The 24,875-nt window shown below is 72.7% G+C and carries 21 protein-coding genes; 7 read left to right on the plus strand and 14 right to left on the minus strand.

Annotated features, from left to right (window positions below; genetic code table 11):
* Positions 1-141: 141 nt before the first annotated feature.
* The 7 genes from BJ965_RS25220 to BJ965_RS25250 form a co-directional block, all read right to left on the minus strand.
* Entirely contained in the window at positions 142-1,113 is a 972-nt protein-coding gene (locus BJ965_RS25220) for an N-acetylglucosamine kinase (protein ID WP_184911032.1), read from the minus strand.
* Complete coding sequence (locus BJ965_RS25225; RefSeq protein ID WP_184911034.1) at positions 1,104-2,369, minus strand: 6-phospho-beta-glucosidase; 1,266 nt, start codon at positions 2,367-2,369, stop codon at positions 1,104-1,106. The genes BJ965_RS25220 and BJ965_RS25225 overlap by 10 nt, the downstream gene beginning before the upstream one ends.
* A gap of 6 nt (positions 2,370-2,375) precedes the next feature.
* Positions 2,376-3,269 carry a carbohydrate ABC transporter permease gene (locus tag BJ965_RS25230; RefSeq protein WP_184911036.1) on the minus strand — a complete coding sequence of 298 codons (894 nt, stop codon included), beginning with the start codon at positions 3,267-3,269 and terminating at the stop codon, positions 2,376-2,378.
* The gene (locus BJ965_RS25235) at positions 3,266-4,210 is read right to left on the minus strand and encodes a carbohydrate ABC transporter permease (RefSeq protein ID WP_184911037.1); all 945 of its coding nucleotides are present in this window, start codon (positions 4,208-4,210) and stop codon (positions 3,266-3,268) included. Before BJ965_RS25235 ends, BJ965_RS25230 begins: the two co-directional genes overlap by 4 nt.
* 3 nt (positions 4,211-4,213) lie before the next feature.
* Positions 4,214-5,551 (minus strand): ABC transporter substrate-binding protein, encoded by a 1,338-nt coding sequence (locus BJ965_RS25240; protein ID WP_184911039.1) that lies wholly within the window; start codon positions 5,549-5,551, stop codon positions 4,214-4,216.
* A 133-nt stretch (positions 5,552-5,684) separates the two neighbouring features.
* A complete protein-coding gene (locus BJ965_RS25245; protein WP_184911041.1) occupies positions 5,685-6,896 on the minus strand; it encodes an ROK family transcriptional regulator in 1,212 nt (403 codons plus the stop codon).
* Between the two features lie 499 nt (positions 6,897-7,395).
* Complete coding sequence (locus BJ965_RS25250) at positions 7,396-8,526, minus strand: mechanosensitive ion channel family protein (protein WP_376777983.1); 1,131 nt, start codon at positions 8,524-8,526, stop codon at positions 7,396-7,398.
* A gap of 292 nt (positions 8,527-8,818) precedes the next feature.
* Between BJ965_RS25250 and BJ965_RS25255 the strand changes: the two genes are divergently transcribed.
* On the plus strand, positions 8,819-9,355 hold the full coding sequence (locus BJ965_RS25255; RefSeq protein ID WP_030836042.1) for an HNH endonuclease: 537 nt from the start codon (positions 8,819-8,821) through the stop codon (positions 9,353-9,355).
* A 501-nt stretch (positions 9,356-9,856) separates the two neighbouring features.
* Here BJ965_RS25255 and BJ965_RS25260 read toward each other — a convergent pair.
* From BJ965_RS25260 to BJ965_RS25275, 4 genes are all read right to left on the minus strand, one after another.
* Positions 9,857-11,212, minus strand: a complete 1,356-nt coding sequence (locus tag BJ965_RS25260; RefSeq protein WP_184911043.1) for an FtsX-like permease family protein — start codon at positions 11,210-11,212, stop codon at positions 9,857-9,859.
* Entirely contained in the window at positions 11,209-11,895 is a 687-nt protein-coding gene (locus BJ965_RS25265) for an ABC transporter ATP-binding protein (RefSeq protein ID WP_184911045.1), read from the minus strand. The genes BJ965_RS25260 and BJ965_RS25265 overlap by 4 nt, the downstream gene beginning before the upstream one ends.
* Positions 11,892-12,425 (minus strand): PadR family transcriptional regulator, encoded by a 534-nt coding sequence (locus BJ965_RS25270; RefSeq protein ID WP_184911047.1) that lies wholly within the window; start codon positions 12,423-12,425, stop codon positions 11,892-11,894. The genes BJ965_RS25265 and BJ965_RS25270 overlap by 4 nt, the downstream gene beginning before the upstream one ends.
* 92 nt (positions 12,426-12,517) lie before the next feature.
* Positions 12,518-15,406: a beta-N-acetylglucosaminidase domain-containing protein gene (locus BJ965_RS25275; RefSeq protein ID WP_184911049.1), complete on the minus strand. Its 2,889-nt coding sequence runs from the start codon at positions 15,404-15,406 to the stop codon at positions 12,518-12,520.
* A gap of 223 nt (positions 15,407-15,629) precedes the next feature.
* Between BJ965_RS25275 and BJ965_RS25280 the strand changes: the two genes are divergently transcribed.
* The 3 genes from BJ965_RS25280 (at position 15,630) to BJ965_RS25290 (ending at position 18,324) form a co-directional block, all read left to right on the plus strand.
* A complete protein-coding gene (locus BJ965_RS25280) occupies positions 15,630-15,887 on the plus strand; it encodes a hypothetical protein (RefSeq protein WP_030836055.1) in 258 nt (85 codons plus the stop codon).
* Positions 15,888-17,972 (plus strand): 4-alpha-glucanotransferase, encoded by a 2,085-nt coding sequence (gene malQ, locus BJ965_RS25285; protein WP_184911051.1) that lies wholly within the window; start codon positions 15,888-15,890, stop codon positions 17,970-17,972. It begins immediately after the preceding gene.
* Between the two features lie 64 nt (positions 17,973-18,036).
* The gene (locus tag BJ965_RS25290) at positions 18,037-18,324 is read left to right on the plus strand and encodes a hypothetical protein (protein WP_184911052.1); all 288 of its coding nucleotides are present in this window, start codon (positions 18,037-18,039) and stop codon (positions 18,322-18,324) included.
* 56 nt (positions 18,325-18,380) lie between these two features.
* Here BJ965_RS25290 and BJ965_RS25295 read toward each other — a convergent pair whose 3' ends face one another.
* Positions 18,381-18,893: a MarR family winged helix-turn-helix transcriptional regulator gene (locus tag BJ965_RS25295; protein WP_184911054.1), complete on the minus strand. Its 513-nt coding sequence runs from the start codon at positions 18,891-18,893 to the stop codon at positions 18,381-18,383.
* Positions 18,894-19,000: 107 nt separating this feature from the next.
* Here BJ965_RS25295 and BJ965_RS25300 point away from each other — a divergent pair, with 107 nt between their 5' ends.
* A complete protein-coding gene (locus BJ965_RS25300) occupies positions 19,001-19,936 on the plus strand; it encodes an EamA family transporter (protein WP_184911056.1) in 936 nt (311 codons plus the stop codon).
* Between the two features lie 90 nt (positions 19,937-20,026).
* On the opposite strand, the gene pepN is transcribed toward BJ965_RS25300, so the two are convergent.
* Positions 20,027-22,609: an aminopeptidase N gene (pepN, locus tag BJ965_RS25305; protein ID WP_184911058.1), complete on the minus strand. Its 2,583-nt coding sequence runs from the start codon at positions 22,607-22,609 to the stop codon at positions 20,027-20,029.
* Positions 22,610-22,707: 98 nt separating this feature from the next.
* Here pepN and BJ965_RS40475 point away from each other — a divergent pair, with 98 nt between their 5' ends.
* Together BJ965_RS40475 and BJ965_RS25315 are read left to right on the plus strand one after the other, a co-directional pair.
* Positions 22,708-23,265 carry an MFS transporter gene (locus BJ965_RS40475; protein WP_184911060.1) on the plus strand — a complete coding sequence of 186 codons (558 nt, stop codon included), beginning with the start codon at positions 22,708-22,710 and terminating at the stop codon, positions 23,263-23,265.
* Positions 23,266-23,270: 5 nt separating this feature from the next.
* Entirely contained in the window at positions 23,271-23,768 is a 498-nt protein-coding gene (locus BJ965_RS25315) for a DUF1203 domain-containing protein (protein ID WP_246546025.1), read from the plus strand.
* On the opposite strand, the gene BJ965_RS25320 is transcribed toward BJ965_RS25315, so the two are convergent.
* Complete coding sequence (locus BJ965_RS25320) at positions 23,765-24,781, minus strand: aspartate-semialdehyde dehydrogenase (RefSeq protein ID WP_184911071.1); 1,017 nt, start codon at positions 24,779-24,781, stop codon at positions 23,765-23,767. The genes BJ965_RS25315 and BJ965_RS25320 overlap by 4 nt on opposite strands.
* Between the last annotated feature and the right edge of the window lie 94 nt (positions 24,782-24,875).

The raw sequence follows: 24,875 nt of genomic DNA on the forward strand, positions 1-24,875 counted from the left end.
TCCGCACCGGCCTTGCCCTGATCTTGATCGGATCGCAGCGTGGCGCGCGCCCCCTCGCACCACCCCTCGCGGCGCCCCTCGTCCAGGAACACGTACGGGGAGTGGGTTCGGTTCCCGGACTCGGGGCGCGCCCCGGACGCCTTAGGCGTCGTAGTACGTCCGCAGCTTCTCCTGCGCCCCCGCCTTCGCTCCGACGTGGTCCAGTCCCAGCAGTGCCGCGCCCAGCACCGGGCGGGACGTCACCACCCGCGGTACCGCCTTCGGCGCGCGGTCGGCCAGCAAGCGGGCGATGTGGTCGTTCAGTTGCGGGTGCCGGGCGGCCAGGACGCCGCCGCCCAGGAGCACGGGGGTCTCCTCGGAGAGGAGGTCCAGGCGGGTCAGGGCGACGACCGTCATGGAGACCACCTCCTCGGCCTGGCGTTCCACGATCGCCCGGGCGATCGGGTCGCCGTCGGCGGCCGTGGCGAAGAGGACGGGGGTCAGTTCGTGGCGCCGGAGCTTGGGGACGTGCTCCAGGTGCAGCGCTTCGACGAGGGCGTACATGGAGGGCAGGCCGAAGCGGGCGGGCAGGGTGTGGGACAGGGCGGTGGGGGCGCCGCGGCCGTCCTCCGCCCGGGACGCGTGCCAGAGGGCCTCCTCGGAGAGCCCCCAGCCGCCGCCCCAGTCGCCCGAGACCCGGCCGAGGGCCGGGAAGCGGGCCGTGCGGCCGTCGGGGCGCATGCCCACGCAGTTGATGCCCGCGCCGCAGACGACCGCCACCCCCCGGGGTTCGCCGGCCCCGGCCCGCAGGATCGCGAAGGTGTCGTTGCGGACCGTCACCGTCGCGCCCCAGGCGCGCGCCCGCAGCGCCGCGGCCAGTTGCTCCTCCTCGACGGGGAAGTCGGCGTTGGCGAGGCAGGCCGAGACATGGGTGACCGAGGTGAGGCCCGCGGCGGTGAGGGCCTGCGCCACGGTCGCGGCGAGGCCGTTCACCGCCGTGTCCACGCCCACGGCCGGTGGACGGAAGCCGCCCCCGCGTGCCGTGGCGAGGACGTCCCCGTCCGCCGTCACGATCGCGACGTCCGTCTTGCTGTTGCCCGCGTCGATGGCGAGGACACGTGCGGTCACGCCCACGCGAGGTGCTCCCGGTTGTGTGCGATCAGCCGGTCGGTGAGCGTCTCGGCGTACGCGTACTGACCGACGAGGGGATGGGACAGGAGGGCGCGGAAGACGCGGTCCCTGCCGCCGTGCAGGGCGGCCTGGAGGGCCAGGTCCTCATAGGCCGTGACGCCGGCCATCAGGCCCGCGTGGAGCGGGTCCACGGGCTGCACGGGGAGGGGGGACGCGCCCTTGGCCCCCACGGCCGCCTGGACCTCGATCACCGCGTCGTCGGGGAGGAACGGCAGCGTGCCCCGGTTGTACGTGTTCACCACCTGGTACGGCGAACCGCCGCCGCCCAGCAGGGCCGCCGCCAGGTCCACCGCCGCCTCCGAGTAGAAGGCGCCGCCCCGCTCGGCGAGCAGCTCCGGCTTCTCGTCCAGGGCCGGGTCGGCGTACATCGCGAGCAACCGGCGTTCCATCTCCGCGACTTCGGCCGCCCGGGACGGTTTCGTCCGCAGTTCCCGTACCACCTCGTCGTGCGCGTAGTAGTAGCGCAGGTAGTAGGAGGGGATCACGCCCAGCGTGTCGAGCAGGGGGCGGGGCAGGCGGAGGTCGGCCGCGATCGTGTCGCCGTGTTCGCCCAGCAGCTTCGGCAGGACGTCCTCGCCCTCCGGGCCGCCGAGGCGTACGGCCGTCTCCCAGGTGAGGTGGTTGAGGCCGACGTGGTCCAGGTGGATCTCGGAGGCCGCCACGGACAGCAGGGCGGCGAACTTGCGCTGCAGGCCGATCGCCACGTTGCACAGGCCCACCGTCTTGTGGCCCGCCTGGAGGAGGGCGCGGGTCACGATGCCGACGGGGTTGGTGAAGTCGATGATCCAGGCCCGGGGGTTGGTGCGGCGGACGCGGTCCGCGATGTCCAGGACGACCGGGACCGTGCGCAGGGCCTTGGCGAGACCGCCGGCGCCGGTGGTCTCCTGGCCCACGCAGCCGCATTCCAGAGGCCAGGTCTCGTCCTGCTGACGGGCCGCCTGACCGCCGACGCGCAGTTGCAGGAGGACCGCGTCCGCGCCGTCCACCGCCTCGTCGAGGTCGGTCGTCGTGGTGACGCGGCCCGCGTGCTCCTGACGGGCGAAGATGCGGCGGGCCAGACCGCCGACCAGGTCGAGACGGTCCTCGGCGGGGTCCATCAGGACCAGTTCCTCGACGGGCAGGGTGTCCCTCAGGCGGGCGAAGCCGTCCACGAGTTCGGGGGTGTAGGTCGAGCCTCCGCCGACCACGGTGAGTTTCATACAGGTCTAACCCTTTACTCCGGTGAGCGTGACACCCTCCACGAACGCCTTCTGCGCGAAGAAGAACACGAGGATCACGGGGGCCATGACCAGCACGGTGGCGGCCATGGTGAGGTTCCAGTCGGTGTGGTGGGCGCCCTTGAACGACTCCAGGCCGTAGGAGAGCGTCCAGGCGCCCGGGTTCTCCGAGGCGTAGATCTGGGGGCCGAAGTAGTCGTTCCAGGCGTAGAAGAACTGGAAGAGGGCCACCGCGGCGATGCCCGGCTTGGCCATCGGCAGCACGACCTTCAGCAGCGTGCGCAGGTCGCCGCAGCCGTCCACCTTGGCCGCGTCCACGTACTCGTCGGGGATCGTCGTCAGGAACTGGCGCAGCAGGAAGATCGAGAACGCGTCGCCGAACGCCATGGGGATGATCAGTGGCCAGAGCGATCCGGACAGGTCCAGCTGCTTCGCCCAGAACAGGTACATCGGGATGACGATCACCTGCGGCGGCAGCATCATCATCGAGATGACCAGCATCAGGGCCGGATTGCGGCCGCGGAAGCGGAACTTGGCCAGGGCGTAGGCCACGGGAATCGAGGAGACGACCGTGAGGACCGTGCCCAGGCCCGCGTAGATCAGGGTGTTCTTCCACCAGGTGAGGAAGCCGGGGGTGTCGAACACCGTGGCGTAGTTGCCCCATTCCCAGGTGTGCGGGATCAGGTCGCGGCTGAGCGCCTGGCTGTCGCTCATGAGGGAGGTGAGGAGGACGAAGACGAACGGGAGGGTGAAGAAGAGGGCCGCCGCGATGCCGAACGAGTGGATCGCGATCCACTCCAGCAGGGCCCTGCGGTGGGCCGTGCGTTCCGCCGGCGACGGGGGTGTCTTCAGCTCCAGGGGCTTGTCGAGTACCTGCGTCATCGTTCACCTGCCTGGATCAGGCCGCCCCGGCGGCGCATCAGGAGGGCCGTGAAGGCCATGGAGAGGGCGAAGAGGACCAGGGCGACCACACAGGCCGAGCCGTAGTCGAAGCGCTGGAAGCCCAGGTTGTAGACGAGTTGGGGGAGGGTGAGCGTCGACTTGTCGGGGTAGCCGGGCTCGAACTGCGTCCCGGCGCCCTGGATCACGCCCGAGGCGACCTTCCCGGCGATCAGCGGCTGTGTGTAGTACTGCATCGTCTGGATCACGCCGGTGACGACCGCGAACATGACGATCGGAGAGATGTTCGGCAGCGTCACGTAGCGGAAGCGCTGCCAGGGGGTCGCGCCGTCCAGTTCGGCCGCCTCGTACTGCTCCTTCGGCACGTCGAGCAGGGCGGCCATGAAGATGACCATCAGGTCGCCGATGCCCCACAGGGCCAGGAGGGTCAGGGCCGGCTTCGACCAGGTGGGGTCGTTGAACCAGGCGGGGGTGGGCAGCCCGGTCTTCTCCAGGATCGAGTTGACCGGGCCCGTGCCGGGGTTGAGGAGGAACGCGAAGGCCATCGTGGCCGCCACCGGCGGGGCCAGGTAGGGCAGGTAGAAGAGGGTGCGGAAGACACCCGTGGCCGTCTTGACCTTGGTGATCAGCAGGCCCACGCCCAGGCCGAAGGCGACCCGGAGCGTGACCATGATGACGACCAGCCACAGGGTGTTGCGCAGGGCGGGCCAGAAGAGGGGGTAGTGCTCGAAGACGTACACCCAGTTCTTCGTGCCGCTCCACGTGGGCGGCTTGAAGCCGTCGTAGCGCATGAAGGAGAAGTAGACGGTGGAGATCAGGGGGTAGGCGAAGAAGACCGTGAAGCCGATCAGCCAGGGGGAGAGGAAGGCGAGGGTGCGCAGGGTCGAGCGGCGGTGTTTCGCCCGCAACGTGTAGGTGCTCATGGGCTACTTCGCCTGCGCGATGTCCGTGTCGATCTGCGCGGCCGTCTTCTTCAGGCCGGCCTTGAGATCGGTCGCCTTGCCGCTCTCGTAGGCGTAGCCGAACTCCTGGACGGTGGTGAGGTAGACGCCGCCGTTGATCGAGGCGGGGGCGGTGGTCGAGTCCGGGTTCGCCGCGATCTCCAGGAACGTCTTGAAGCGCGGGTCGTACGTCAGCTTCGGGGACTTCAGCGCCGCCAGCGTCGAGGGCACGTTGTGGATGGCGTTGGAGAAGTTCACCACCGCGTCCGTGTCCGTGGTCATGTACTTCACCAGCTCCCAGGCCGCGTTCTGCTTCTTGCTGGTCGCGGCGATGCCGGCGATGGTGCCGGTGATGTAGCCCTTGCCGTACTGGTCGGCCTGGTCGTCGGGGACGGGCAGCGGGGCCACGCCGATGTCGAACTTCGGCTTGGTGTCCAGGGCCATGCCCAGGCGCCACTCGCCGTCGAGCTGCATGGCGACCTGGCCGGTGTGGAAGGGGTGCTTGGGTCCCCATTCGTCGCCGAGCTTGGAACGGTAGGTCTCCAGCTTGCGGTAGCCGCCCAGCGCGTCGACGAGTTTCTTCTGGACCGTGAAGGCCTGGGCGAACGCCGGGTCCTTGCCGACGTTCGACTTGCCCTCCTTGTCGAAGTACGTGGGGGAGAACTGGCCGAGGTAGTGCTCGGTGGTGGTCTCCCAGCCGTGGTAGTTCGGCATGAAGCCGAGCTGCTTGTACGAGTCGCCCTGGGGGATCGTCAGTTTCTTCGCGACGCGCTCGAACTCCGACCAGGTCTTCGGCGGGGCACTGATACCGGCCTTCTTGAACGCCGTCTTGTTGTAGTAGAGGCCGTACGCGTCGCCCAACAGCGGGACCGCGCAACGGTTTCCGTCGAACCGGGTGTACTCGTTCATCGCCTTCGGGAAGGTCTTCTCCGGGTCGACGCCGGACTTCTCGAAGAACGGGTTGAGGTCCACCAGGGCGCCGGAGGAGCAGAACTTCCCGACGCTGTTCGTGGTGAACGACGAGATCACGTCCGGGGCCTTGGCGCCGCCGGTGCGCAGGGCCTGGTTCATCTTGTCGTCCGTCATGTTGCCGACGACGTCGACGTGGATGTTGGGGTGCGTCTTCTCGAATCCGGCGACCAGGTCCTTGACGGCCTGCACCTCTGACGGCGCGCTCCAGGCGTGCCAGAAGTTGAGGGTCGTCTCCTGGGACGCGTCGTCGCTCGCGCCCGCGTCCGACTGGCCGGTGCAGGCGGTGGCGAGGAGGGCGATGGAGACGGAGGCGACGAGAGCGAAGGTCGCTTTTCTGGATGTTCCGGGCATGGCGGAGCTCCCTGAGGCACGGGGGAAGAAGGGGATTACCGGGGAGGGGGGTGGAGTCGGCGTGAGGGGTGCAGAGGCGGGGCGGTGTGGGGGTTTCCGAGGGGGCGGCGTGAGTGGTGCGGCCTGAGTCGGTTCAGCGGGAGGTGTCGAAGACCTCGTCGCGTGTGGTCGCGAGCGCGCTCTCCAGCGCGCCGCGCAGCACGGGGTGTTCACGGACTTCGCCCACGACCAGGCGCGGACGGGACGCGGCCAGCTCTTCCAGTTCGGCCTGGACGAGGGCGCGCAGCGGCTCGCCTCCCGAGGTGAGGGACGCGCCGCTCAGCACGACGAGCTCGGGGTCGAGGACCGACACCAGGGAGGCCAGACCGGTGGCGAGCCGGGTCGCGTAGGTCCGCAGGAGATGCCGGTGGGTGTCGTCGTCGGTCTGGACCGCCCTGGCCACCAGTTCGGCGGCGGACTCGGCGTACGGGCCGGGCGGGACGTCCTCGATGCCGAGCTCGCGGGCCAGGCGCGGGACGGCCTGGGAACCGGCCAGTTCCTGGTAGCCGCCACTGTTGGCCTTGGTGACCTGGCGGACCAGGGGGGTGCCCGGCACCGGCAGGAAGCCGACCTCGCCGGCGCCGCCGGTCCAACCGCGGTGCAGCCGGCCGCCGAGCACCAGGGCGGCGCCCAGGCCCTCCTGGTTCCACAGCAGCACGAAGTCCGCGTGGCCCCGGGCCGCGCCGAGACGCTGCTCGGCGAGCGCGACCAGGTTGACGTCGTTCTCGTACTCGAACGGCATCGGCAGGGCGGCGGCGAGCTCGTCCAGCAGGGTGGGGGAGTGCCAGCCCGGGAGGTGGGAGGCGTAGCGCAGCCGCCCCGTGGTGGGGTCGAAGGCGCCGGGGGTGCCGATGACCAGGCGGTGGATGTCGTCCCGGGCGAGACCGGCCGCCTTCACCGCGCCGTCCAGGGCGTCGGTGACCTGCTGGACGACCGGGGTGCCGGTGCGCCTGCCGGGGGTGGGCAGCTCGTGGCGGCCGACCGTGCGGCCGGTGATGTCGGCGACCGCGGCGAGGATCCGCTGGGGGGTGACGTCGAGTCCGGCGGCGTGGCCGGCCGACGGGTTGACCTCGTAGAGCTGGGCGCTGGGGCCGGGGCGGCCTTCGGTGGTGCCGGTGGCCAGGACGAGCCCCGCCACCTCCAGACGGGCCAGGAGCTGCGAGGCGGTCGGCTTGGACAGGCCGGTGAGCTTGCCGATCCGGGTGCGCGACAGCGGTCCGTGCTCCAGCAGCAGGTCCAGGGCGGCCCGGTCGTTCATGGCGCGCAGGACGCGCGGGGTGCCCGGCGTGCCGGCGGTTCCTGCCATGCGTGTCCACACCTGCCCTTCGGCTGCTCAGCTTCTCAGTGATCAGGCGGGGAAGTCCATCGGGCGGCCGTTCCCTCGGGTGCTCCCGATCACTGTTAGGAAAGTTTCCTATCGGTGGGAGGAAGGTAGGCCCGGTGCGGGGTGGGCGTCAATAGGGGACGGCTTGCCGTTATCCGGACATGCGGCCGGGCGGGCGGGCAGCGGACGAGGGGCAGGCGCGCGGCCTGAGGCGCGGTCGGGGAGGGGACGGATATGCGGCCGGGCGGCCAGGCGGACATGCGGCCTGAGACGCGGTCGGGGAGGGGACGGATATGCGGCCGGGCGGCCGGGCGGCCAGGAGGCCGGGCGGCCTGACGGTCAGGCGGACATGCGGCCGGCATGCAACCGGGCGGGCAGCCGAACCGCGAAGCCGGACACGCGACCGGCGTGCAGCCGGACATGCGAAGAGGGCGGCGCCCGGCAGGACCGGGTGCCGCCCTCTTTCCGGGGGGGTGCTGGGCTACTTCGTGGTGCTCGTCGGCGCGGGCGGCGCGAGCGGGGACGCCGCTGCCGACTGCGGGGACGTGGCGTTCGCGTACACCGACGGTGCCGCCATCCCCGCCGTCGGGTCCGCGGGCTGCTCCTCCGGGGAGGCCGTCGCGCCGCCCACGATCCGGATGTGCGCCGCGTCGAAGGCCCGCTTCACGCGCCAGCGCAGTTCTCGCTCCACGGTCAGGGACTTGCCGGGCATGGTCTTGGCCGTGACGCGCACGACCATCGAGTCCAGCAGCACGCTGTCCAGGCCGAGGACCTCGATCGGGCCCCACAGCAGCTCGTTCCAGGGCTCCTCGGCGCTCATCTTCTCGGCGACCTCGTCCAGGGTGGCCTTCACCTTGTCCAGGTCCTCGCCGGCGTGGACGGTGACGTCGACGTTGGCCGTGGCCCAGCCCTGGGACAGGTTGCCGATGCGCTTGACCTCGCCGTTGCGGACGTACCAGATCTCGCCGCCGTCGCCGCGCAGCTTGGTCACGCGCAGGCCCACCTCGATCACCTCGCCGGAGGCGACGCCGGCGTCGATCGTGTCGCCGACGCCGTACTGGTCCTCAAGGATCATGAAGACGCCGGACAGGAAGTCCGTGACGAGGTTGCGGGCGCCGAAGCCGATCGCCACACCTGCGACACCGGCCGAGGCCAGCAGCGGGGCGAGGTTGATGTTGAACGCGGAGAGGATCATCAGGGCCGCGGTGCCCATGATCAGGAAGCTGGCGACCGAGCGCAGCACCGAGCCGATCGCCTGGGAGCGCTGACGGCGGCGTTCCAGGTTGACCAGCAGGCCGCCCAGGGCCGAGCCGTCCGCCGACTGCTCGGTGCGGCTCATCCGGTCGATGAGCTTGGTGATCGCCCGGCGTACCGCGATGCGCAGCACCGTCGCTATCACCACGATCAGCAGGACCTGGAGGCCGATCGCGAGCCATGTCGACCAGTTCTGCTCGACCCAGCCGGCGGCGTTCGTCGCGCTCTCGTGGGCGTCCTCGAGCGAAGGCACTCTCGGGGACTGGGTCTCCGAAGGGGTCGGCGACGGTGACGGGTCGGCGGCCAACAGGACGGAGTCCGCGAGGGACAGGGACACGGCAGGTACCTCCAGGTGCAGCGGTCTGCCCCGGCGCGGTGGTTCTGGGGGGTCAAGGTCACGGCTGGGTCACCGAAGGGGCAGAACCACCACACTAACGGGGCATTGTGTGTGCCCTTGCCGGATGTGTGAAGGAGAGACCGTGCTCACCTGGGCTTGAACAGGTCATGATCCGGGGGATGAATGGGATGTGGTCGAAAACACTCCCAGCCCGTTACGGGGACATGGTGGCGCTTCCACCAGGCATGAGGGGAGACTGGCTACGAATCGTCCCGGCGCGAGCCACGCGCCGCCGGCGTCCAAGGAGGCATCCGTGCCGCATGTCCTGGTCCTCAACGCGTCGTACGAGCCGCTAGGTGTCGTACCGCTCCGCCGCGCGCTCGTCCTCGTCCTCGAGAACAAGGCAGTCTGCCTCGAGGAGTCCGGCGCCTATCTGCACAGCGCGACCGTCACAGTCCCCGCACCCAGCGTGGTCCGGCTCAAGCGATTCGTCCGGGTTCCCTATCGGGGGCCCGTTCCACTGACCCGCCGGGCGCTGTTCGCCCGCGACGGGGGCCGGTGCATGTATTGCGGTGGCGTCGCAACCAGCGTCGACCACGTCATCCCGCGCAGCCGCGGGGGCAAGCACGTCTGGGACAACGTGGTGGCGTCCTGCCGCCGCTGCAACCATGTGAAGGCGGATCGGCACCTGTTCGAGATCGGCTGGCGGCTGCGCCACAAACCCGCCCCGCCGTCCGGCCTGGCCTGGCGCATCATCGGGACCGGCCACAGGGATCCGCGCTGGCTGCCGTACTTGCAACCGTTCGGCGCGGACGACGCCATGGCCCGGATCGACGGCATTTCCGCCTGACTACGATCCGGGCCTTCGTATTGCCGAGATACCGCCGCCGTGCGGCGGTATCTCCCTGCGCCCGCGTGGGCCTCCGGCGGGGGGGCGTCCGCCCCGCGCGGGGCTTCCGGCCGCGGGGAGCGTCTGCTCCCGCACGGACACCGGCCCGCGAATCGCCTGGGCCCGCACGGGGGCTTCGGCCAGGGGAGTCGCCTGGGCCCGCACGGCGGTGGTGGGCGATTCGTTCCGGGCGGGCACCGTGCCTGTCCGGCTGCGCCGCCTGTTCATCTCGCCCGCGGTCTTCGCCTGCGCCTCCGGCCGGGGAACCGCCTGCGGCCGCATGGGGCGTTCGGCCCCGTAGTCCCCTGCGCTCGCCCGGGCCCACCCACCTGGCAACCCCCTGCCCCCGCACAAGCCCACCGGCCCCCCGATCCCCCGCACGGCGTCACCGGCCCCGGGGAACCCCCGTTCCCCCGGGGCCGGCCGGTCATGGGCGGTCCCGTCGGCCCGCCGGTCCCGCGGTCACGCGTAGCGCAGCTCCCCGGGGCGTACCGAGCGGCCCAGCAAGGGCAGTGAGGTCGCCGCGGCGAGCAGGCAGGTGGCGTAGGCCGCGAGGGGTACCAGGGACGTCACCCAGGGGACCGGGTGATGGCCGAGCCGCGCGTACCAGGCGCCGATGACCGTTCCGCCCAGGCCCGCGAGCAGTACCGCCGGTGCCAGCGGCAGTGCGGTCTCCAGCAGCAGCGACCGGCCGAGCACCGCACGCGGCACCCCGGCGGCGGCCTGCGCGGCCAGGCCCCTGCGGCGGGTGGCCAGGGACTCGGCGGTGCCGACGGCGAGGCCGGACAGCGTGATCGCGAAGGCGACCGCGATGGCGGCGCCGGTGAGGTCGAGGCCGGTGAGGTAGTAGTCCGCGCGCTCGGAGAACCTCCGGGTGCGCACCACGTCGCCCAAGACCTCCCGGATGCCCATGAACCCGGTCCCGACGACCGTCACCAGCAGCACCGCCGCGTGCGTCCGGGCCGCCGCCCAGGGGTCGTCGCGCAGCCGTTCCGCCGCGATCAGCATCGCCGCCGACCGGGCCCGGGCCGCCAGGATCCGCCCGGTGACCGCGGCCACGGCCCCGGAGAGCCACACCGAGCCCGCGCCGACCGCGAGGACCGCGCCCACCATCGTCAGCGGCAGCCCGGCGCTCGGCCGGTTGGAAGCGGCCGAGGACGTGCTGAGCACGGCGAACAGCGTCGCCGCCCCGACCAGCAGCAGCCCCGCCAGGAACAGCAGTCCCGGTCCCCGTCCGGTGCGCGCCGGAGCGATCCTGCGGACCCGGCCGAGGGGCGAGGCCACCACATGGCGCAGCGCCAGCGCGCCCGCCGCCGCGCCCAGCAGCGGCACGGCGACGGCGACCAGGGCGATCCCCGCCCAGGCCGGGGCCGTGGGCCGGTCCCACAGGCGCAGCAGGAGCAGCACGGAGAAGACGGTGGCGACCGCCGAACCCAGCAGACAGGCGAGCCCGGTCTCCAGCGCGGCGATCCGCCGCACCTGCCAGGGTGTCGCCCCGGCCAGCCGCAGTCCGGCCAGCCGCCGGTCTCGGTGCACCGCCCCGATCCGGGCGCACTGGCCGAGGAATCCGAGCACCGGCACGAGCAGGAGCAGCAGGCCGGCGATCACCCCGGACCGCGTGCCGGGCTGGTTCAGCAGGCCCGCGGCCATGGGCACGTTGTACTGGCCGCGCAGCGCGGCCAGAGCGACGGCGGCCAGCGCGAACCCGGTCGCGAGCGCCGCCCCCGTCGCCGTGAGGGCCACCCGCCACCACTCGCCGCGGTCGGAGCCACGGGTGAGTTCCCAGGCGAGGCGCAGATCGGTCCGGAGGGACGTCATGCCGTCACCCCCAGCGCCGCCACGACCCCGTCCCGCAGGCGGACTTCGCGGTCCGCGTACGCCGCCACCTGGGCGTCGTGCGTGATCAGCAGGACGGCGGTGCCCGACTCGCGGGCCGTGTGGACCAGGGCCGTCATGACCTGCTCACCCGCCAGCGAGTCCAGGGCGCCCGTCGGTTCGTCGGCGAAGACCACCCTCGGTCCGGTGACCAGGGCCCGGGCCAGCGCGGCCCGTTGCGCCTGGCCGCCGCTCAGCTCGCCCGGCCGCAGGTCCTCCTGGCCCCGCACCCCGAACCGCTCCAGCCACTCCCCGGCCCGGGCCCGCGCGCCGGCCCGGTCGGTGCCGGTCAGCAGCAGGGGCAGAGCGACGTTGTCCAGGACCGTCAGCTCGGGGATCAGCTGCCCGAACTGGAACACGACGCCGAACTCGGTGCGCCGCAGCTCGCTCAGCCGCTTCTCGGGCAGGTCCTCCAGCCGCCGGCCGTCGTACGTCACCGAGCCCGCGTCCGGGCGGACGATGCCGGACAGGCAGTGCAGCAGCGTCGACTTCCCGCTGCCGCTCGCGCCGGTCACGGCGAGGATCTCGCCGGCGTACAGCTCGACCGACGCTCCGCGCAGGGCCGTCGTCCGGCCGTGCGCCTTGGTGAGGGCACCGGCCGTGAGTAGGGGCACGGGTCTGCTCATGTCGCGTCGACCTCCGCGGTCAGGGTGGTGAGCCGGGCCGCCGTGGTGTTCATCCAGCGGAGGTCGGCGTCGAGGTGGTTGAGGGCGTAGTCCGCCGAGAGCACGGTCGCGAGATCGGCGCCCTTGGCGGCCTTGACCGCCGTGAGCTCGCGCATCCGCTGCATGTGCGCGGCGCGCTGGGCGCTCAGGTAGGCGTCCGGGTCGCCGCCGGAGAGGATCGCGACCACGACCTTGGCGAAGATCTCGTTCGCCACGAAGGGCGCGGGCGGGGCGATCTCCCCGGCCCAGCGGGCCAGTTCGCGTGTCCCCTCGTCCGTCGCCCGGTACGTCGTGCGCTCCGGGCCGCCGTCCGAGTCGGTGCCGTCGACCTCGGCGAGGCCGTCCCGCACGAGACGCTGCAGGGTCGTGTAGACCTGCCCGTAGGCCAGCGGGCGGGCCTGCGGGAAGCGTTCGTCGTGGCGTCGCTTGAGGTCGTAGCCATGGCTCGGACCCGTCGCGAGCAGGCCCAGCAGGATGTGGCGGGTGCTCATGCGAATCATTATGTACTGAGTACATGTACTGAGTACATGTACTGAGTGAATAGTAAGCGGTGGAGAAGTCCGCCACCGTGCCTGGAAGGGGGTCAGTCCGAGACTGCGTACGCCTCCGCCGACCACAGCGAATACCCGTACGGCGTGGCCCGCTTGTCGCCCTGGACGCGCACGAAGCGCACGTCCCGTTCGTCCATGGGGACGTTCTCCCGGCCGCCCCGGCTGTCCCGGACGACGGCGGCGGTGCGCCAGCGGCGGCCGTCCGGGGAGACCTGGACGCGGTAGGACGAGGGGTGGGCGTCCTGCCAGTGCAGCGCGACCCGGCCGAGCCGCGCCGGGCGGGCCAGCTCCACCTGCCACCAGGCGCCGTCGTCGGCCGGGGACGACCAGCGGGTCTCCGGGTCTCCGTCGTTCGCCGCCGACGCGGGGAAGTCCGGCGTCTCGTCGTCCGAGGAACGGGCGGTGCCGGTGCGGGCCAGATCGGGGCCGCCGGTGGGCGGGACGGCCCGGACGGTGAGTGTGCGGTCCGCTCCCGCGAACCCCAGCCGGACGTCGTACGACCGCATCGGGGCGCCGCGCTCCACGGTCACCTCGACCGGGACCTCCACCGTCGCGCCGCGCCGCACGGTCAGCTCGCCCTTCGGCACCCGGACGCGGACGCCCTCGGGCGCCTCGGCGGTGAGCCTGCCGCTGGCGTCGGCGGGGCGCAGCGATCCGAGCCGGGCGGTCAGCCGCTCGGTCCGGCCGGTCTCGACATCCGCCCGGTCGCGGGGCAGGCCGAGGGAGACGGTGGGCGAGTCGGTGAACCAGGGGATGAGGTGGTGCACACGGGAGGGCGCGGGACCGGTGACCCGCAGCGCGTCGGCGCGGGTCCCCAGCCGCACCTCGGTCGCGCCGGAGCGGTCCAGCCGGCCCGCCTCGCGCCAGCCCTGCCCCGGCACGTGCACCTCGACCCCGCCCTCGGTGCCCGGCTCGGTCAGCGCCGTCACGGCGGTCAGCGTCCGGGGCCGCGGAAGACGCAGGGTGCGGCCGTCACCGGGGTTGCGGGGCGGCTCGTGGTGGATGCCGGACCAGGCCGCGTACGACTTCTGCGTCCGCTGCAGGAAGGGGTCCAGCACGTCCGTGCCGACCTCGACGGGTGCCGACTCCAGCCGGGCCCGCAGCGCGCCGAGCCTGCGGTACGCCGCCCAGGCCGCCGCCGTGTCCCCGGCGCGCTGCGCGTCCAGCATGCCGAGCGCGGCCGTGCCCGCCTCGCCGTAGGACGCCAGCTGCTCCGACCAGGGGGCGACCTCGGGGCCGAGGCCGGTTCCGGACAGCCGCCGGGGCAGCTCGCGCAGCACGGTGAAGGCCTCGCGCAGCCGCCGCGCGGCGTCCCCGTCGGGGCCCGCGCCGCCCGCCGTGCGGGATGCCCAGTACGCCTCGGTCAGCGGGCGCAGATACGCCGACTCCTCGTCGTCCAGCACCGACGACGCGTCGTTGCCGGCCAGCGCGGCCAGGGCCTGCTCGCGGCGCCGGTCCCCGCCCGCGAGGTCGGCGATCGCGGCGCGCCAGGACTCCCCGGGCCGGTAGGAGCGCGGGTTCCAGGCGTAGTCGGCGGCGGTGAACAGCGGGATGCGGGACGCCTCCGGCTGCTGCATCGCGTTGGCCAGCAGCGCGGCCGAGCCCGTCGCGACGGCCGGTTCACGGCCCTGGTAGGGGCCGAGGAAGATGCGGCCGGGGTCGTAGTCGTTGACCGGGTAGTTGTCCATGGTGACCAGCGGGTGCCCGAACGCCTCGCGCGCGCCGGCCAGTTCGCCTCCCGTGATGGTGCGGGGCACCACCCCGACGCCCGTCCACGCCACCTCGACACCCTTGGCCAGCTTCTCCGCCAGAGCCCGCCGGTAGTCGGTCGTGCCGTCCTCGTAGTACTCGGTCGGCATCAGGGACAGACCGGCGGCGCCGGGGTGCCGCGCGGCCAGATGCCGGGCCACCGCGTTCGCCACCCGGGCCTGTGCCCGCGCCGCCGCCTCGGGGCCGGAGCCGAACCGGTCGGCGTCCGCCCCGCAGTGCCACTCGCTGTAGCTGACGTCCTGGAACTGGAGCTGGAACGCCCGGAAACCCAGCGCCCACATCGCGTCCAGCTTGCGCGTCAGCGCCCGCACATCGTCGTCCGACGCGAAACACATCGCCTGACCCGGGGCCACCGCCCAGCCGAGCGAGACGTGGTTGCGGCGCGCCCGGTCCGCCAGTTCCCGGAACCGGGCCCGCTGCCGGGCCGGGTAGGGCTCACGCCAGCGGGCCTGCCGGTAGAGGTCGTCGCCGGGGGCGTACAGGTAGCGGTTCTGCTTGGTGCGCCCCATGAAGTCCAGCTGCGCCAGCCGCTGCCGGTGCGTCCAGGCGGTGCCGTAGAAGCCCTCGGTGATGCCGCGTACGGCGGTGCCGGGCCAGTCGCGGACGAGAGCCGCCGCGATCGTCCCGTCGGGGCGCACGAGCTGCCGGAGTGTCTGCACGGCGTGGAAGAGGCCGTCCTCGCCGGTGCCGGTGAGGGAGACGCCGCCCGCGCCCACGGACAGCTCGTATCCCCCGGCGGGGAGGGCGTGGCGGTCGCCCGCGCGCACGGGCTCGGTTCGCGTGTGCACGACCAGGGCGCCCGGCCCGGCCGAGTCCGTGATCCGGCGGGCCCCGGCCCGCCGCAGCAGCTCGCGCAGGGCGTCGACCGCATGGGGGTCCCCCCTGCTCGAGCGCAGTCGAGAGCTTGGGGGAGGGTCCGCCTGCGCGTCGGTGATCAGGGCGACCTCGTCCGGCACGGCGACCGGGGCGCCGTTCGCGCGCAGCGACTGGGGGCGCGGCCAGACGGAGAGGTCCGGTCCGGGGGTGTCGGGGGTCGTCGCGGCGGGACCCGGGGGAGACGGAACGGCCGTCGCGGCGGGCGGGGCCGCGAGGCTCCCGGCGACGACGGCGACCGCGAGGGCCACGGCCCGCTTCCCACGCCGCAGTCCCACGGGCCCCCTCCAGATGTGTCCGACCGGCACGACGAGCCCACCACCCGCCCGGTGAACGTGTCAACGAGAGTGGCCTTTGTGGGTGAAATGTCGGAATCTGGAGTATGTGGAGGGGAGTGGAATGTGAGCAGAAGCACGATGTTGGGCCCGGGGCGTCTGCCTTCGCGTCGACTGGGTAGGGCTGCGATGACCCTTTGAAAGCCGTACCGACAAGGAGGCCCCCGTGGCTGCGATGACTTTCCTTCCGCTCCCGGCCCAGTCCAAACCCGTGGCGGACCCGTCCGCCGACCTCGACGACCCCCACCATGCCGACCCCCGCTACTGCGTCTTCAGCTCCGAGAGCACCCACACCGAACTGCCGCTGACCAGCGAGCCCCCGCTGCCCGACGCCGAGCCCCTCACCAGTGAGCCGCCGCTCGCCGAAGCCGCCCCCCTGACCAGCGAGCCCCCGGCCTTCGTCCCGGACTACTCGAGGATGTAGATGACCGCACCCCGGCCGGCCGACCCGCCCTCCGAGGACCTGTCACGCCTCGCCGTCCTGCACGGCGTCGCCCCTTCCTACAGTCCCTCCCCGGACCGCTCGGTCGCGGCCTCGGCCACCGCGGTCACCCTGACCCTGGCCGCCCTCGGCGTGGACGCGAGCACGCCCGGCGCGATCCGCGCCGCGCTCGCGGCCCGCGAGCGGGAACTGGGCGAACGGCTGCTGCCCCCGACCGTCGTCGGCTGGAGCGGCAGCCCCCCGGCCGCCCTGGCGGCGCTCCCCGAGGGCACCCGGCTGCGGATCGACACCGAGCAGGGCGAGAGCCGCACCGAGGCCGACGGCCTCCCGCCCGGCGTGCATCGGCTGACCGCCACCACCCCCGACGGCCGCACCGCCACCGCCCACCTGATCGTTGCCCCGCCCCGCCTGCCCACCCCCGCCGGCCGCTCCCACGGGCTCCTCGTCCAGCTCTACTCCCTCCTGTCGAGCCGCTCCTGGGGCATGGGCGACCTCGGTGACCTCGCCGAACTGGCCGGCTGGGCCGGCAGGTCGCTGGGCGCCGGATTCGTCCAGGTCAACCCGCTGCACGCCGCCGTGCCCGGAGCCCCCACCGACCCCTCCCCGTACCGCCCCTCCTCGCGCCGCTTCCCCGACCCCGTGCACCTGCGCGTCGAGGACATCCCCGAGGCCGCGTATGTCGAGGACCCCGAACGCCTGCGCGCCCTGCTGGAGAGAGCGGGCCGGCTGCGCGAAGCGGTGCTGCACAAGGGCGCGTTGATCGACCGGGACGCCGTGTGGGAGCTCAAGCGGGAGGCGCTGGAGCTGCTCGGCGAGGTCCCCCTAGGCCCCGGCCGGCGCGCCGCCTACTGCGACTTCCTCGCCGAGCAGGGCCAGGCCCTGGAGGACCACGCCACCTGGTGCGCCCTCGCCGAGGTGCACGGCTCGGACTGGCACCGCTGGCCGACCGGCCTGCGCGATCCGCGCTCGGCCGAGACGACCCGGGCGCGCAACGGCCTCATGGACCGGGTCGACTTCTGGTCCCGGCTCGCCTGGCTCACCGACACCCAGCTGGCCGCCGCGCAGCGCGCCGGACTCGAGGCCGGGATGCCCGTCGGGATCGTGCACGACCTCGCGGTCGGCGTGCACCCCGGCGGCGCCGACGCCTGGGCGCAGCAGGAGCACTTCGCCGCCGGCATGTCGGTCGGCGCCCCGCCGGACGCCTTCAACGCCCGCGGCCAGGACTGGGGCCTGCCGCCATGGCGCCCCGACCGCCTCGCCGAGTCCGGCTACGCCCCGTTCCGTGACCTGCTGCGCGCCCTGTTCCGCTACGCCGGCGCCCTGCGCATCGACCACGTCATGGGCCTGTTCCGCCTCTGGTGGGTCCCGCAGGGCCACCCGCCCACCGAGGGCACCTACGTCCGCTACGACGCCGAGGCGATGCTCGCCGTCCTCGTCCTGGAGGCCTCCCGGGCCGGGGCGCTGGTGATCGGCGAGGACCTCGGCACCGTGGAGCCCGGCGTGCGCGAGGCGCTGCGCGAACGGGGCGTGCTCGGCACGTCCGTGCTGTGGTTCGAGCGCGACTGGGACGGTGACGGCCGTCCGCTGCCCCCCGACGGCTGGCGCGCCGACTGCCTGGCCACCGCCACCACCCACGACCTGCCCTCCACCGCCGCCCGTCTCACCGGCGAGCACGTGGAGCTGCGCGACAGTCTGGGCCTGCTGACCCGGCCCCTGGAGGAGGAGCGCGCCGAGGCCGCCGCCGACGCGGGGGAGTGGCTGTCCCTGCTCTCCCGGCTCGGCCTGCTGCGTGGCACGGGCGGCGGCGGTGACACGTCGTCGGAGGAGGCCGAGATCGAGGCCGTCCACCGCTTCCTGCTGCGCACCCCGGCCCGCATGGTCGGCGTCTGGCTGCCGGACGGCGTCGGCGACCGCCGCCCGCAGAACCTCCCGGGCACCTGGGACCAGTACCCGAACTGGCGCCTGCCGATCGCGGACGCGCAGGGGCGGCCGGTGACGCTGGAGGACCTGGCGGCCTCACCGCGGCTGCGCGCGCTGATGGAGGTCCTCAGGGAGGGCGGCGCATGAGGCGCGGGCCCCTTACGGGCACCCCGGGCGCGCGGCCCCGGTCGGCGTTGGATACTTTGACACCGTGGACAAGAAGAACGCCCTGCGCGCCGGCGCCCTGGCAGCCGGTACGACGCTGATGATGCTGCTCATGTCGTCCCCCGCGAGCGCGCTCACCCGCGACGACGGTGACGACCCCGGCCAGGGCCTGAGCGTCATCGAGACGCTGGGCCTCTTCGTCGCGGCCCCCATCGTGCTCTACCTGGTCATTCACGGTCTGGTGATGATCGGCGACAAGACGCAGAAGAAGAAGGACCCGACGAGCTCCAACATCACCACCAAGGCCGACGCGAAGAGCGACGTCAAGGCCTGATCCGCGTTCCTCGTCGAGGGCGCCGTCGCGATGACCGCGGCGGCGCCCTCGTCATGTCAGGACCTGTCCGTCCCCGCCAGCAGGTCCCGCAGCAGATCGGCGAGCTGCCCGGCCCGCTGCGCGCCCAGGGCGGACAGTGCCTCCGTCTGTACCGCCAGTCCCGCACCGACCGCCTCGTCGACCAGGGCGCGGCCCTCGCCGGTGAGCGTGACGTGCAGCCCGCGCCGGTCGTGCGGATCGGGGGAGCGGCGCAGCAGGCCCGCCCGCTCCAGCTTGTCCAGGCGCCCCGTCATGCCGCCGGTGGTGAGCATCAGCGTCGCGGAGAGCTGCCGGGGCGAGAGCGTGTAGGGCTCGCCGGAGCGGCGCAGGGTCGCCAGGACGTCGAACTCCCCGCGGGAGATCCCGAACTTCGCGTATGCCTGTCCCACCCGCTCGCCGATCGCGTGTGAGAGGCGGTTGACCCGGCCGAAGACCTCCATGGCGCGGGTGTCGAGGTCGGGCCGGACCGTCGCCCACTGGTCGATGATCACGTCGACGGGGTCCTTGCGCTGCTCCGGGCGTTCGCTCATGGCACGAGTATCGGCCGCTGCTCGGTCACCCGCAAGAAAGTAGCTTGACGGAAAGTTGCTTAGCGATAAGCTACTTTCTGCTGACCTACTTCGAAGGGTGTCTCCCCATGGCCCTCTCCCGCCCGGCCCTCATCACCCTCACCGCCCTCGCGCCCGTCTCCTGGGGCACGACCTACGCCGTCACCACCGAGTTCCTCCCGCCCGACCGTCCCCTGTTCACCGCCCTGGTGCGCGCCCTGCCCGCCGGCCTGCTGCTGCTCGCCCTCGCCCGGGTGCTGCCGCGCGGTGCCTGGTGGTGGAAGGCGGCGGTGCTCGGCGCGCTGAACATCGGCGCCTTCTTCCCGCTGCTGTTCCTCTCCGCGTACCGGCTGCCCGGCGGTCTGGCGGCGGTCGTCGGCTCCGCGGGGCCGCTGTTCGTGGCGGGCCTCTCGGCGCTGCTGCTCGGGCAGCGGCCCTCGGCGCGCACGCTGGCGACCGGGGCCGTGGCCGCGTTCGGCGTCAGCCTCGTCGTGCTGCGGGCGGCCGGGGCGCTGGACACGCTCGGTCTGCTGGCGGCCGTCGCCTCCACGGCGTCCATGTCGACCGGCACCGTGCTCACCCAGCGCTGGGGCCGCCCCGAGGGGGTCGGGCCGCTGGCGCTGACCGGCTGGCAGCTGACCGCGGGCGGCCTGCTCATCGCGCCGCTCGCCTTCCTGGCCGAGGGCGCCCCGCCGGCGCTGGACGGCCGGGCGGTCGGCGGCTATCTGTACCTCGCCGTCGCGAACACGGCCCTCGCGTACTGGCTGTGGTTCCGCGGCATCGGCCGCATGACCGCCACCCAGGTCACCTTCCTCGGGCCGCTCTCCCCGCTGACCGCGGCCGTCGTCGGCTGGGCGGCGCTCGGGCAGGCGCTGACGCCGCTCCAGCTGGTCGGCATGGGGCTGGCCTTCGGGGCGACGGTGGCGGGGCAGTTCGTCACCCGGCCGTCGCGAACCGTCGGCGTCACCGGGAGGGACGTCCACACCGGGGCGACGGACGTGCGGGACGCGGCGGTGCGGCGATAGGCGCGGCTGCGCCCGCGGCGGGTGGGGGACAGGCGAAGGGGCGTCCGGCACAGACCGGACGCCCCTTCGGGGTGTTGCGAAGCGTCGGGACTACTCCCCGGAGGCCGCCGCGTCCGCCCGCTGGGCCCGCAGGGCGCGCTCCACGCCCGCGCGGGACTCCGAGACCAGGCGCCGCAGAGCCGCGGTCGGCTCGGCGGAGGTCAGCCAGGCGTCCGTACGGTCCAGGGTCTCCTGGGAGACCTGCACGGTCGGGTAGAGGCCGACGGCGATCTGCTGGGCCATCTCGTGGGAGCGGGACTCCCAGATGTCCTTGACCACCTCGAAGTACCGCTCCGCGTACGGGGCGAGCACCTCGCGCTGGTCGGTCTGGACGAAGCCGCCGATGACCGCCTCCTGCACGGCGTTCGGCAGCTTGTCGGAGTCGACGACCGACTCCCACGCCTCCGCCTTGGCCTCCGCCGTCGGACGGGCCGCCCGGGCCATGGTCGCGTGACGCTCACCCGCGGCCGTGCGGTCCCGCTCGTACTCGCCCGCGATCTCCGCCTCGTCGAACCGGCCGACCGCCGCGAGCCGCTGCACGAACGCCCACCGCAGCTCCGTGTCGACGGCCAGGCCCTCGATCGTCTGCGAACCGTCCAGCAGCGCGTCCAGCAGATCGAGCTGCTCCGGCGTGCGGGCCGTAGCCGCGAACGCCCTCGCCCACGCCAGCTGGTGGTCGCTGCCCGGCGCCGCCGCCCGCAGGTGCGCCAGCGTCGCGTCGGTCCAGCGGGCCAGCAGGGTCTCGCGGGCGGCCGGGTCGGCGTACAGGTCGATCGCCAGCTTCACCTGCCGCTGGAGCGACTGCACCACACCGATGTCCGACTCCTTGCCGATGCCGGACAGCACCAGCGACAGGTAGTCGCGGGCCGCCAGCTCGGCGTCGCGCGTCATGTCCCAGGCCGACGCCCAGCACAGGGCGCGCGGCAGGGAGGACTCGAAGTCGCCGAGGTGCTCCGTGACGAACGCCAGCGACTGCTCGTCCAGGCGGACCTTCGCGTACGACAGGTCGTCGTCGTTGAGCAGGATCACGGCCGGGCGGTGCTGACCGACCAGCTGCGGTACGGCCGTCAGCTCGCCGTCCACGTCCAGCTCGACGCGCTCCCGGCGGACCAGCTTGCCGCTCGCCTCGTCGAGGTCGTACAGGCCGACGGCGATCCGGTGCGGGCGCAGCGTCGGCTCACCCTTGGCGCCGGCCGGCAGCGCCGGGGCCTCCTGGCGGATGGCGAAGGACGTGACGACGCCGTCGGAGTCCGTCTCGATCTCCGGGCGCAGCACGTTGATGCCGGCCGTCTCCAGCCAGGCCTTCGACCACGACTTCAGATCACGCCCCGAGGTCTCTTCCAGGGCGCCCAGCAGATCGGACAGACGCGTGTTGCCGTACGCGTGCGCCTTGAAGTACGCCTGCACGCCGCTGAAGAACTCGTCCTCGCCGACGTACGCGACGAGCTGCTTCAGTACGGAAGCCCCCTTCGCGTACGTGATGCCGTCGAAGTTGACGAGCACGTCGTCCAGGTCGTTGATCTCGGCCATGATCGGGTGCGTCGACGGCAGCTGGTCCTGCCGGTACGCCCACGTCTTCATGGAGTTGGCGAACGTGGTCCAGGACTGCGGCCACCGCGACTCGGGGTGCGCCGCCTGGCAGGCGATCGAGGTGTATGTGGCGAACGACTCGTTCAGCCACAGGTCGTTCCACCACTCCATGGTCACGAGGTCGCCGAACCACATGTGGGCCAGCTCGTGCAGGATGGTCTCCGCGCGCGTCTCGTACGCCGCGTCCGTCACCTTCGAGCGGAACACGTACTGGTCACGGATGGTCACCGCGCCCGCGTTCTCCATCGCGCCCGCGTTGAACTCCGGCACGAACAGCTGGTCGTACTTCTCGAACGGGTACGCGTAGTCGAACTTCTCCTGGAACCAGTCGAAGCCCTGCCGGGTCACCTCGAAGATGGCGTCCGAGTCGAGGTATTCGGCCAGGGAGGGCCGGCAGTAGATGCCGAGCGGCACGGACCGGCCGTCCTTCTCGTACACGCTGTGCACCGAGTGGTACGGGCCGACGATCAGCGCCGTGATGTACGTGGAGATACGCGGCGTCGGCTCGAAGACCCAGACGTTGTCCTGGGGTTCCGGAGTGGGGGAGTTGGAGATGACCGTCCAGCCCTCGGGCGCCCGCACGGTGAACTGGAAGGTCGCCTTGAGGTCCGGCTGCTCGAAGCTCGCGAACACCCGGCGGGCGTCCGGGACCTCGAACTGGGTGTAGAGGTAGGCCTGGTCGTCGACCGGGTCGACGAACCGGTGCAGGCCCTCGCCGGTGTTGGTGTACGCGCAGTCGGCGACGACCCGGAGGATGTTGCGGCCCTGGAGCAGGCCGGGCAGGGCGATCCGGGAGTCCGCGAAGACCTCGGCCGGGTCGAGGGAGTCCCCGTTCAGGGTCACCTCGTGCACCGCCGGCGCCACCAGGTCGATGAACGACTCCACGCCGTTCTCGGCCGTCACGTCGAAGCGCACCGTGGTCACGGACCGGTAGGTGCCGCCCTCCTGCGCGCCCGAGAGATCGAGTTCGATCTCGTACGACTCGACGGCGAGCAGCTGCGCCCGCCGCTGCGCCTCTTCGCGGGTCAGGTTTGTGCCAGGCACGCGGTCATCTCCTCGTTATGGGTGGGTTGCGCCATCTTTCCACGGTGGCTCGGCGTCACGCGACGACCCCGGCGACTCCTAGGGATACCCCTCGGCAGGTGAGGGCCCGGGCGAACGCGCGCACCGCCGCCGACTCCCCCTCCCGGTGCCAGACCAGGCCGAGCGCCGATTCGGGCACCCCCTCCACCGGCACGAACGCCACGTCCTCGCGCCGGTGGTACGCGGCCGTGGGACGGCACAGCAGCATCCCCGCGCGCCCGGCGGCGACCTGGGTCAGCCCCTCCCCCCGCAGGGCGCTGCTGGTCATCGCGGCCGGACTCGGCACGGTGGTGCTGCTGCTGATCCCGGCAGCGGGTTCACTGACGGTCTCCGCGGCCCTGCTCGCCGCGTGGGGCCTGGTCTACGGGGGCGTCTCGGTCTCCGCCCAGAGCCTGCTGTCGGCGGCGGCGCCCCGGGCCCGGGAGGCGGGGTCCGCGCTCTTCGCGGGGGTGTTCAACACGGCCATCGCGCAGGGGGCGTTCACGGGCGGCCGGACGGAGGACGGCCCGGTGGCCGTGCTGGCCGTGGGCGGTGGACTGACCCTGCCGGCCGCGCCGGGTGCGGGAACGCGACGTCCGGATCCCGCCGGTGACCCGGCCTCGCGCGAGCGAGGCTGATGAGCATGACGACGACCACGTACGCCGCACGCCCCATCGCCCCGCGGGCCCTGAAGGAACTGCGCACGACGGACGACGCGGGGCGGCCGACCGACGGCTTCACCGACACCGAGGGCGGCAGCCCACTGCGCTGCTGCCTGCGTCACAGCGAGCCGGGGGAACGTCTCGCACTGGTGTCCTACGCCCCGCTCCGCCGCTGGGCCTCGGAAACGGGCGCCACCCCCGGTGCCTACGACGAACAGGGCCCGGTCTTCATCCACGCCGACGAGTGCGCGGGCCCGGCCGGTGACGCCCTCCCCTTCACCGGCTCCCACCGCACGGTCCGCCGCTACTCGGCCGAGGGACGGATCCTGGGCGGCCGGCTGGTCGAGGAACCGGGTGCGTTCCGGCAGGCCCTCCTGGAAGCGTTCGACGACCCGGCCGTGGCACTGGTCCACGTCCGGGCCGTCGAGTACGGCTGCTTCCTCTACGAGGTGCGCAGGGCTGAGGGGGGCGGGGACTAGCCCTTCAGCTCCGCCGCCACCAGCTCCGCGATCTGGATCGCGTTCAGGGCCGCGCCCTTGCGGAGGTTGTCGTTGGAGACGAAGAGGGCCAGGCCGTTGTCCACCGTCTCGTCGCGGCGGATGCGGCCGACGTAGGACGGGTCCTTGCCGGCGGCCTGGAGGGGGGTGGGGATGTCGGTGACGACGACGCCCGGGGCGTCCGCCAGCAGCTCCGTCGCGCGCTCGGGGCTGATCGGCCGGGCGAAGCGGGCGTTGACCTGGAGGGAGTGGCCGGAGAAGACCGGGACGCGCACGCAGGTGCCGGAGACCTTCAGCCCGGGGATCTCCAGGATCTTGCGGGACTCGTTGCGGAGCTTCTGCTCCTCGTCGGTCTCGTTCAGGCCGTCGTCGACGAGGTTGCCCGCGAAGGGCAGCACGTTGAAGGCGATGGGGCGCTTGTAGACGCCCGGCTCGGGGAAGTCGACCGCTTCACCGTCATGGGTGAGCTTCTCGGCGTCGGCGACGACCTTCTGCGTCTGGCCGTGCAGCTCGGCGACGCCGGCGAGGCCCGAGCCGGAGACCGCCTGGTACGTGGCGACGACCAGGGCTTCCAGGCCCGCCTCGTCGTGCAGCGGACGCAGGACCGGCATCGCGGCCATGGTCGTGCAGTTCGGGTTCGCGATGATGCCCTTGGGGCGGTCCTTGATCGCGTGCGGGTTGACCTCGGAGACGACCAGGGGGACCTCCGGGTGCTTGCGCCACGCGGAGGAGTTGTCGATCACGACGGCGCCCTGGGAGGCGACCTTCTCGGCCAGCGCCTTGGACGTGGCACCGCCCGCGGAGAACAGGACGATGTCCAGGCCGGTGTAGTCCGCGGTCGCTGCGTCCTCCACCGTCACGCCGTCCAGCTGCGACCCGGCGGAGCGGGCCGAGGCGAACAGGCGCAGCTCGGTGACCGGGAAGTTCCGCTCCTTGAGGATCCTGCGCATGACCGTGCCCACCTGTCCGGTGGCTCCGACGATTCCGACCCTCACGGTGACTCCCTCTCCTGCGTCTCTTCACGTACTCGTTGCTTGGCCGAGGCTTTTCCATCATGCGGCCGACCACGGCCCGCCTGTCCACTTCTTT

Origin of the sequence: Streptomyces luteogriseus (genome assembly GCF_014205055.1) — a bacterium.
GTDB classification, from domain to species: domain Bacteria; phylum Actinomycetota; class Actinomycetes; order Streptomycetales; family Streptomycetaceae; genus Streptomyces; species Streptomyces luteogriseus.

Coding starts and splice junctions, on each gene's coding strand:
- BJ965_RS25240 (WP_184911039.1), bottom strand. CDS start 5,551: ATGCCCGGAACATCCAGAAAAGCGACCTTCGCTCTCGTCGCCTCCGTC.
- BJ965_RS25270 (WP_184911047.1), bottom strand. CDS start 12,425: ATGAGCACCCGCCACATCCTGCTGGGCCTGCTCGCGACGGGTCCGAGC.
- BJ965_RS25225 (WP_184911034.1), bottom strand. CDS start 2,369: ATGAAACTCACCGTGGTCGGCGGAGGCTCGACCTACACCCCCGAACTC.
- BJ965_RS25295 (WP_184911054.1), bottom strand. CDS start 18,893: ATGAGCGAACGCCCGGAGCAGCGCAAGGACCCCGTCGACGTGATCATC.
- BJ965_RS25315 (WP_246546025.1), top strand. CDS start 23,271: ATGACGACGACCACGTACGCCGCACGCCCCATCGCCCCGCGGGCCCTG.
- BJ965_RS25300 (WP_184911056.1), top strand. CDS start 19,001: ATGGCCCTCTCCCGCCCGGCCCTCATCACCCTCACCGCCCTCGCGCCC.
- BJ965_RS25245 (WP_184911041.1), bottom strand. CDS start 6,896: ATGGCAGGAACCGCCGGCACGCCGGGCACCCCGCGCGTCCTGCGCGCC.
- BJ965_RS25265 (WP_184911045.1), bottom strand. CDS start 11,895: ATGAGCAGACCCGTGCCCCTACTCACGGCCGGTGCCCTCACCAAGGCG.
- BJ965_RS25230 (WP_184911036.1), bottom strand. CDS start 3,269: ATGACGCAGGTACTCGACAAGCCCCTGGAGCTGAAGACACCCCCGTCG.
- malQ (WP_184911051.1), top strand. CDS start 15,888: ATGACCGCACCCCGGCCGGCCGACCCGCCCTCCGAGGACCTGTCACGC.
- BJ965_RS25260 (WP_184911043.1), bottom strand. CDS start 11,212: ATGACGTCCCTCCGGACCGATCTGCGCCTCGCCTGGGAACTCACCCGT.
- BJ965_RS25235 (WP_184911037.1), bottom strand. CDS start 4,210: ATGAGCACCTACACGTTGCGGGCGAAACACCGCCGCTCGACCCTGCGC.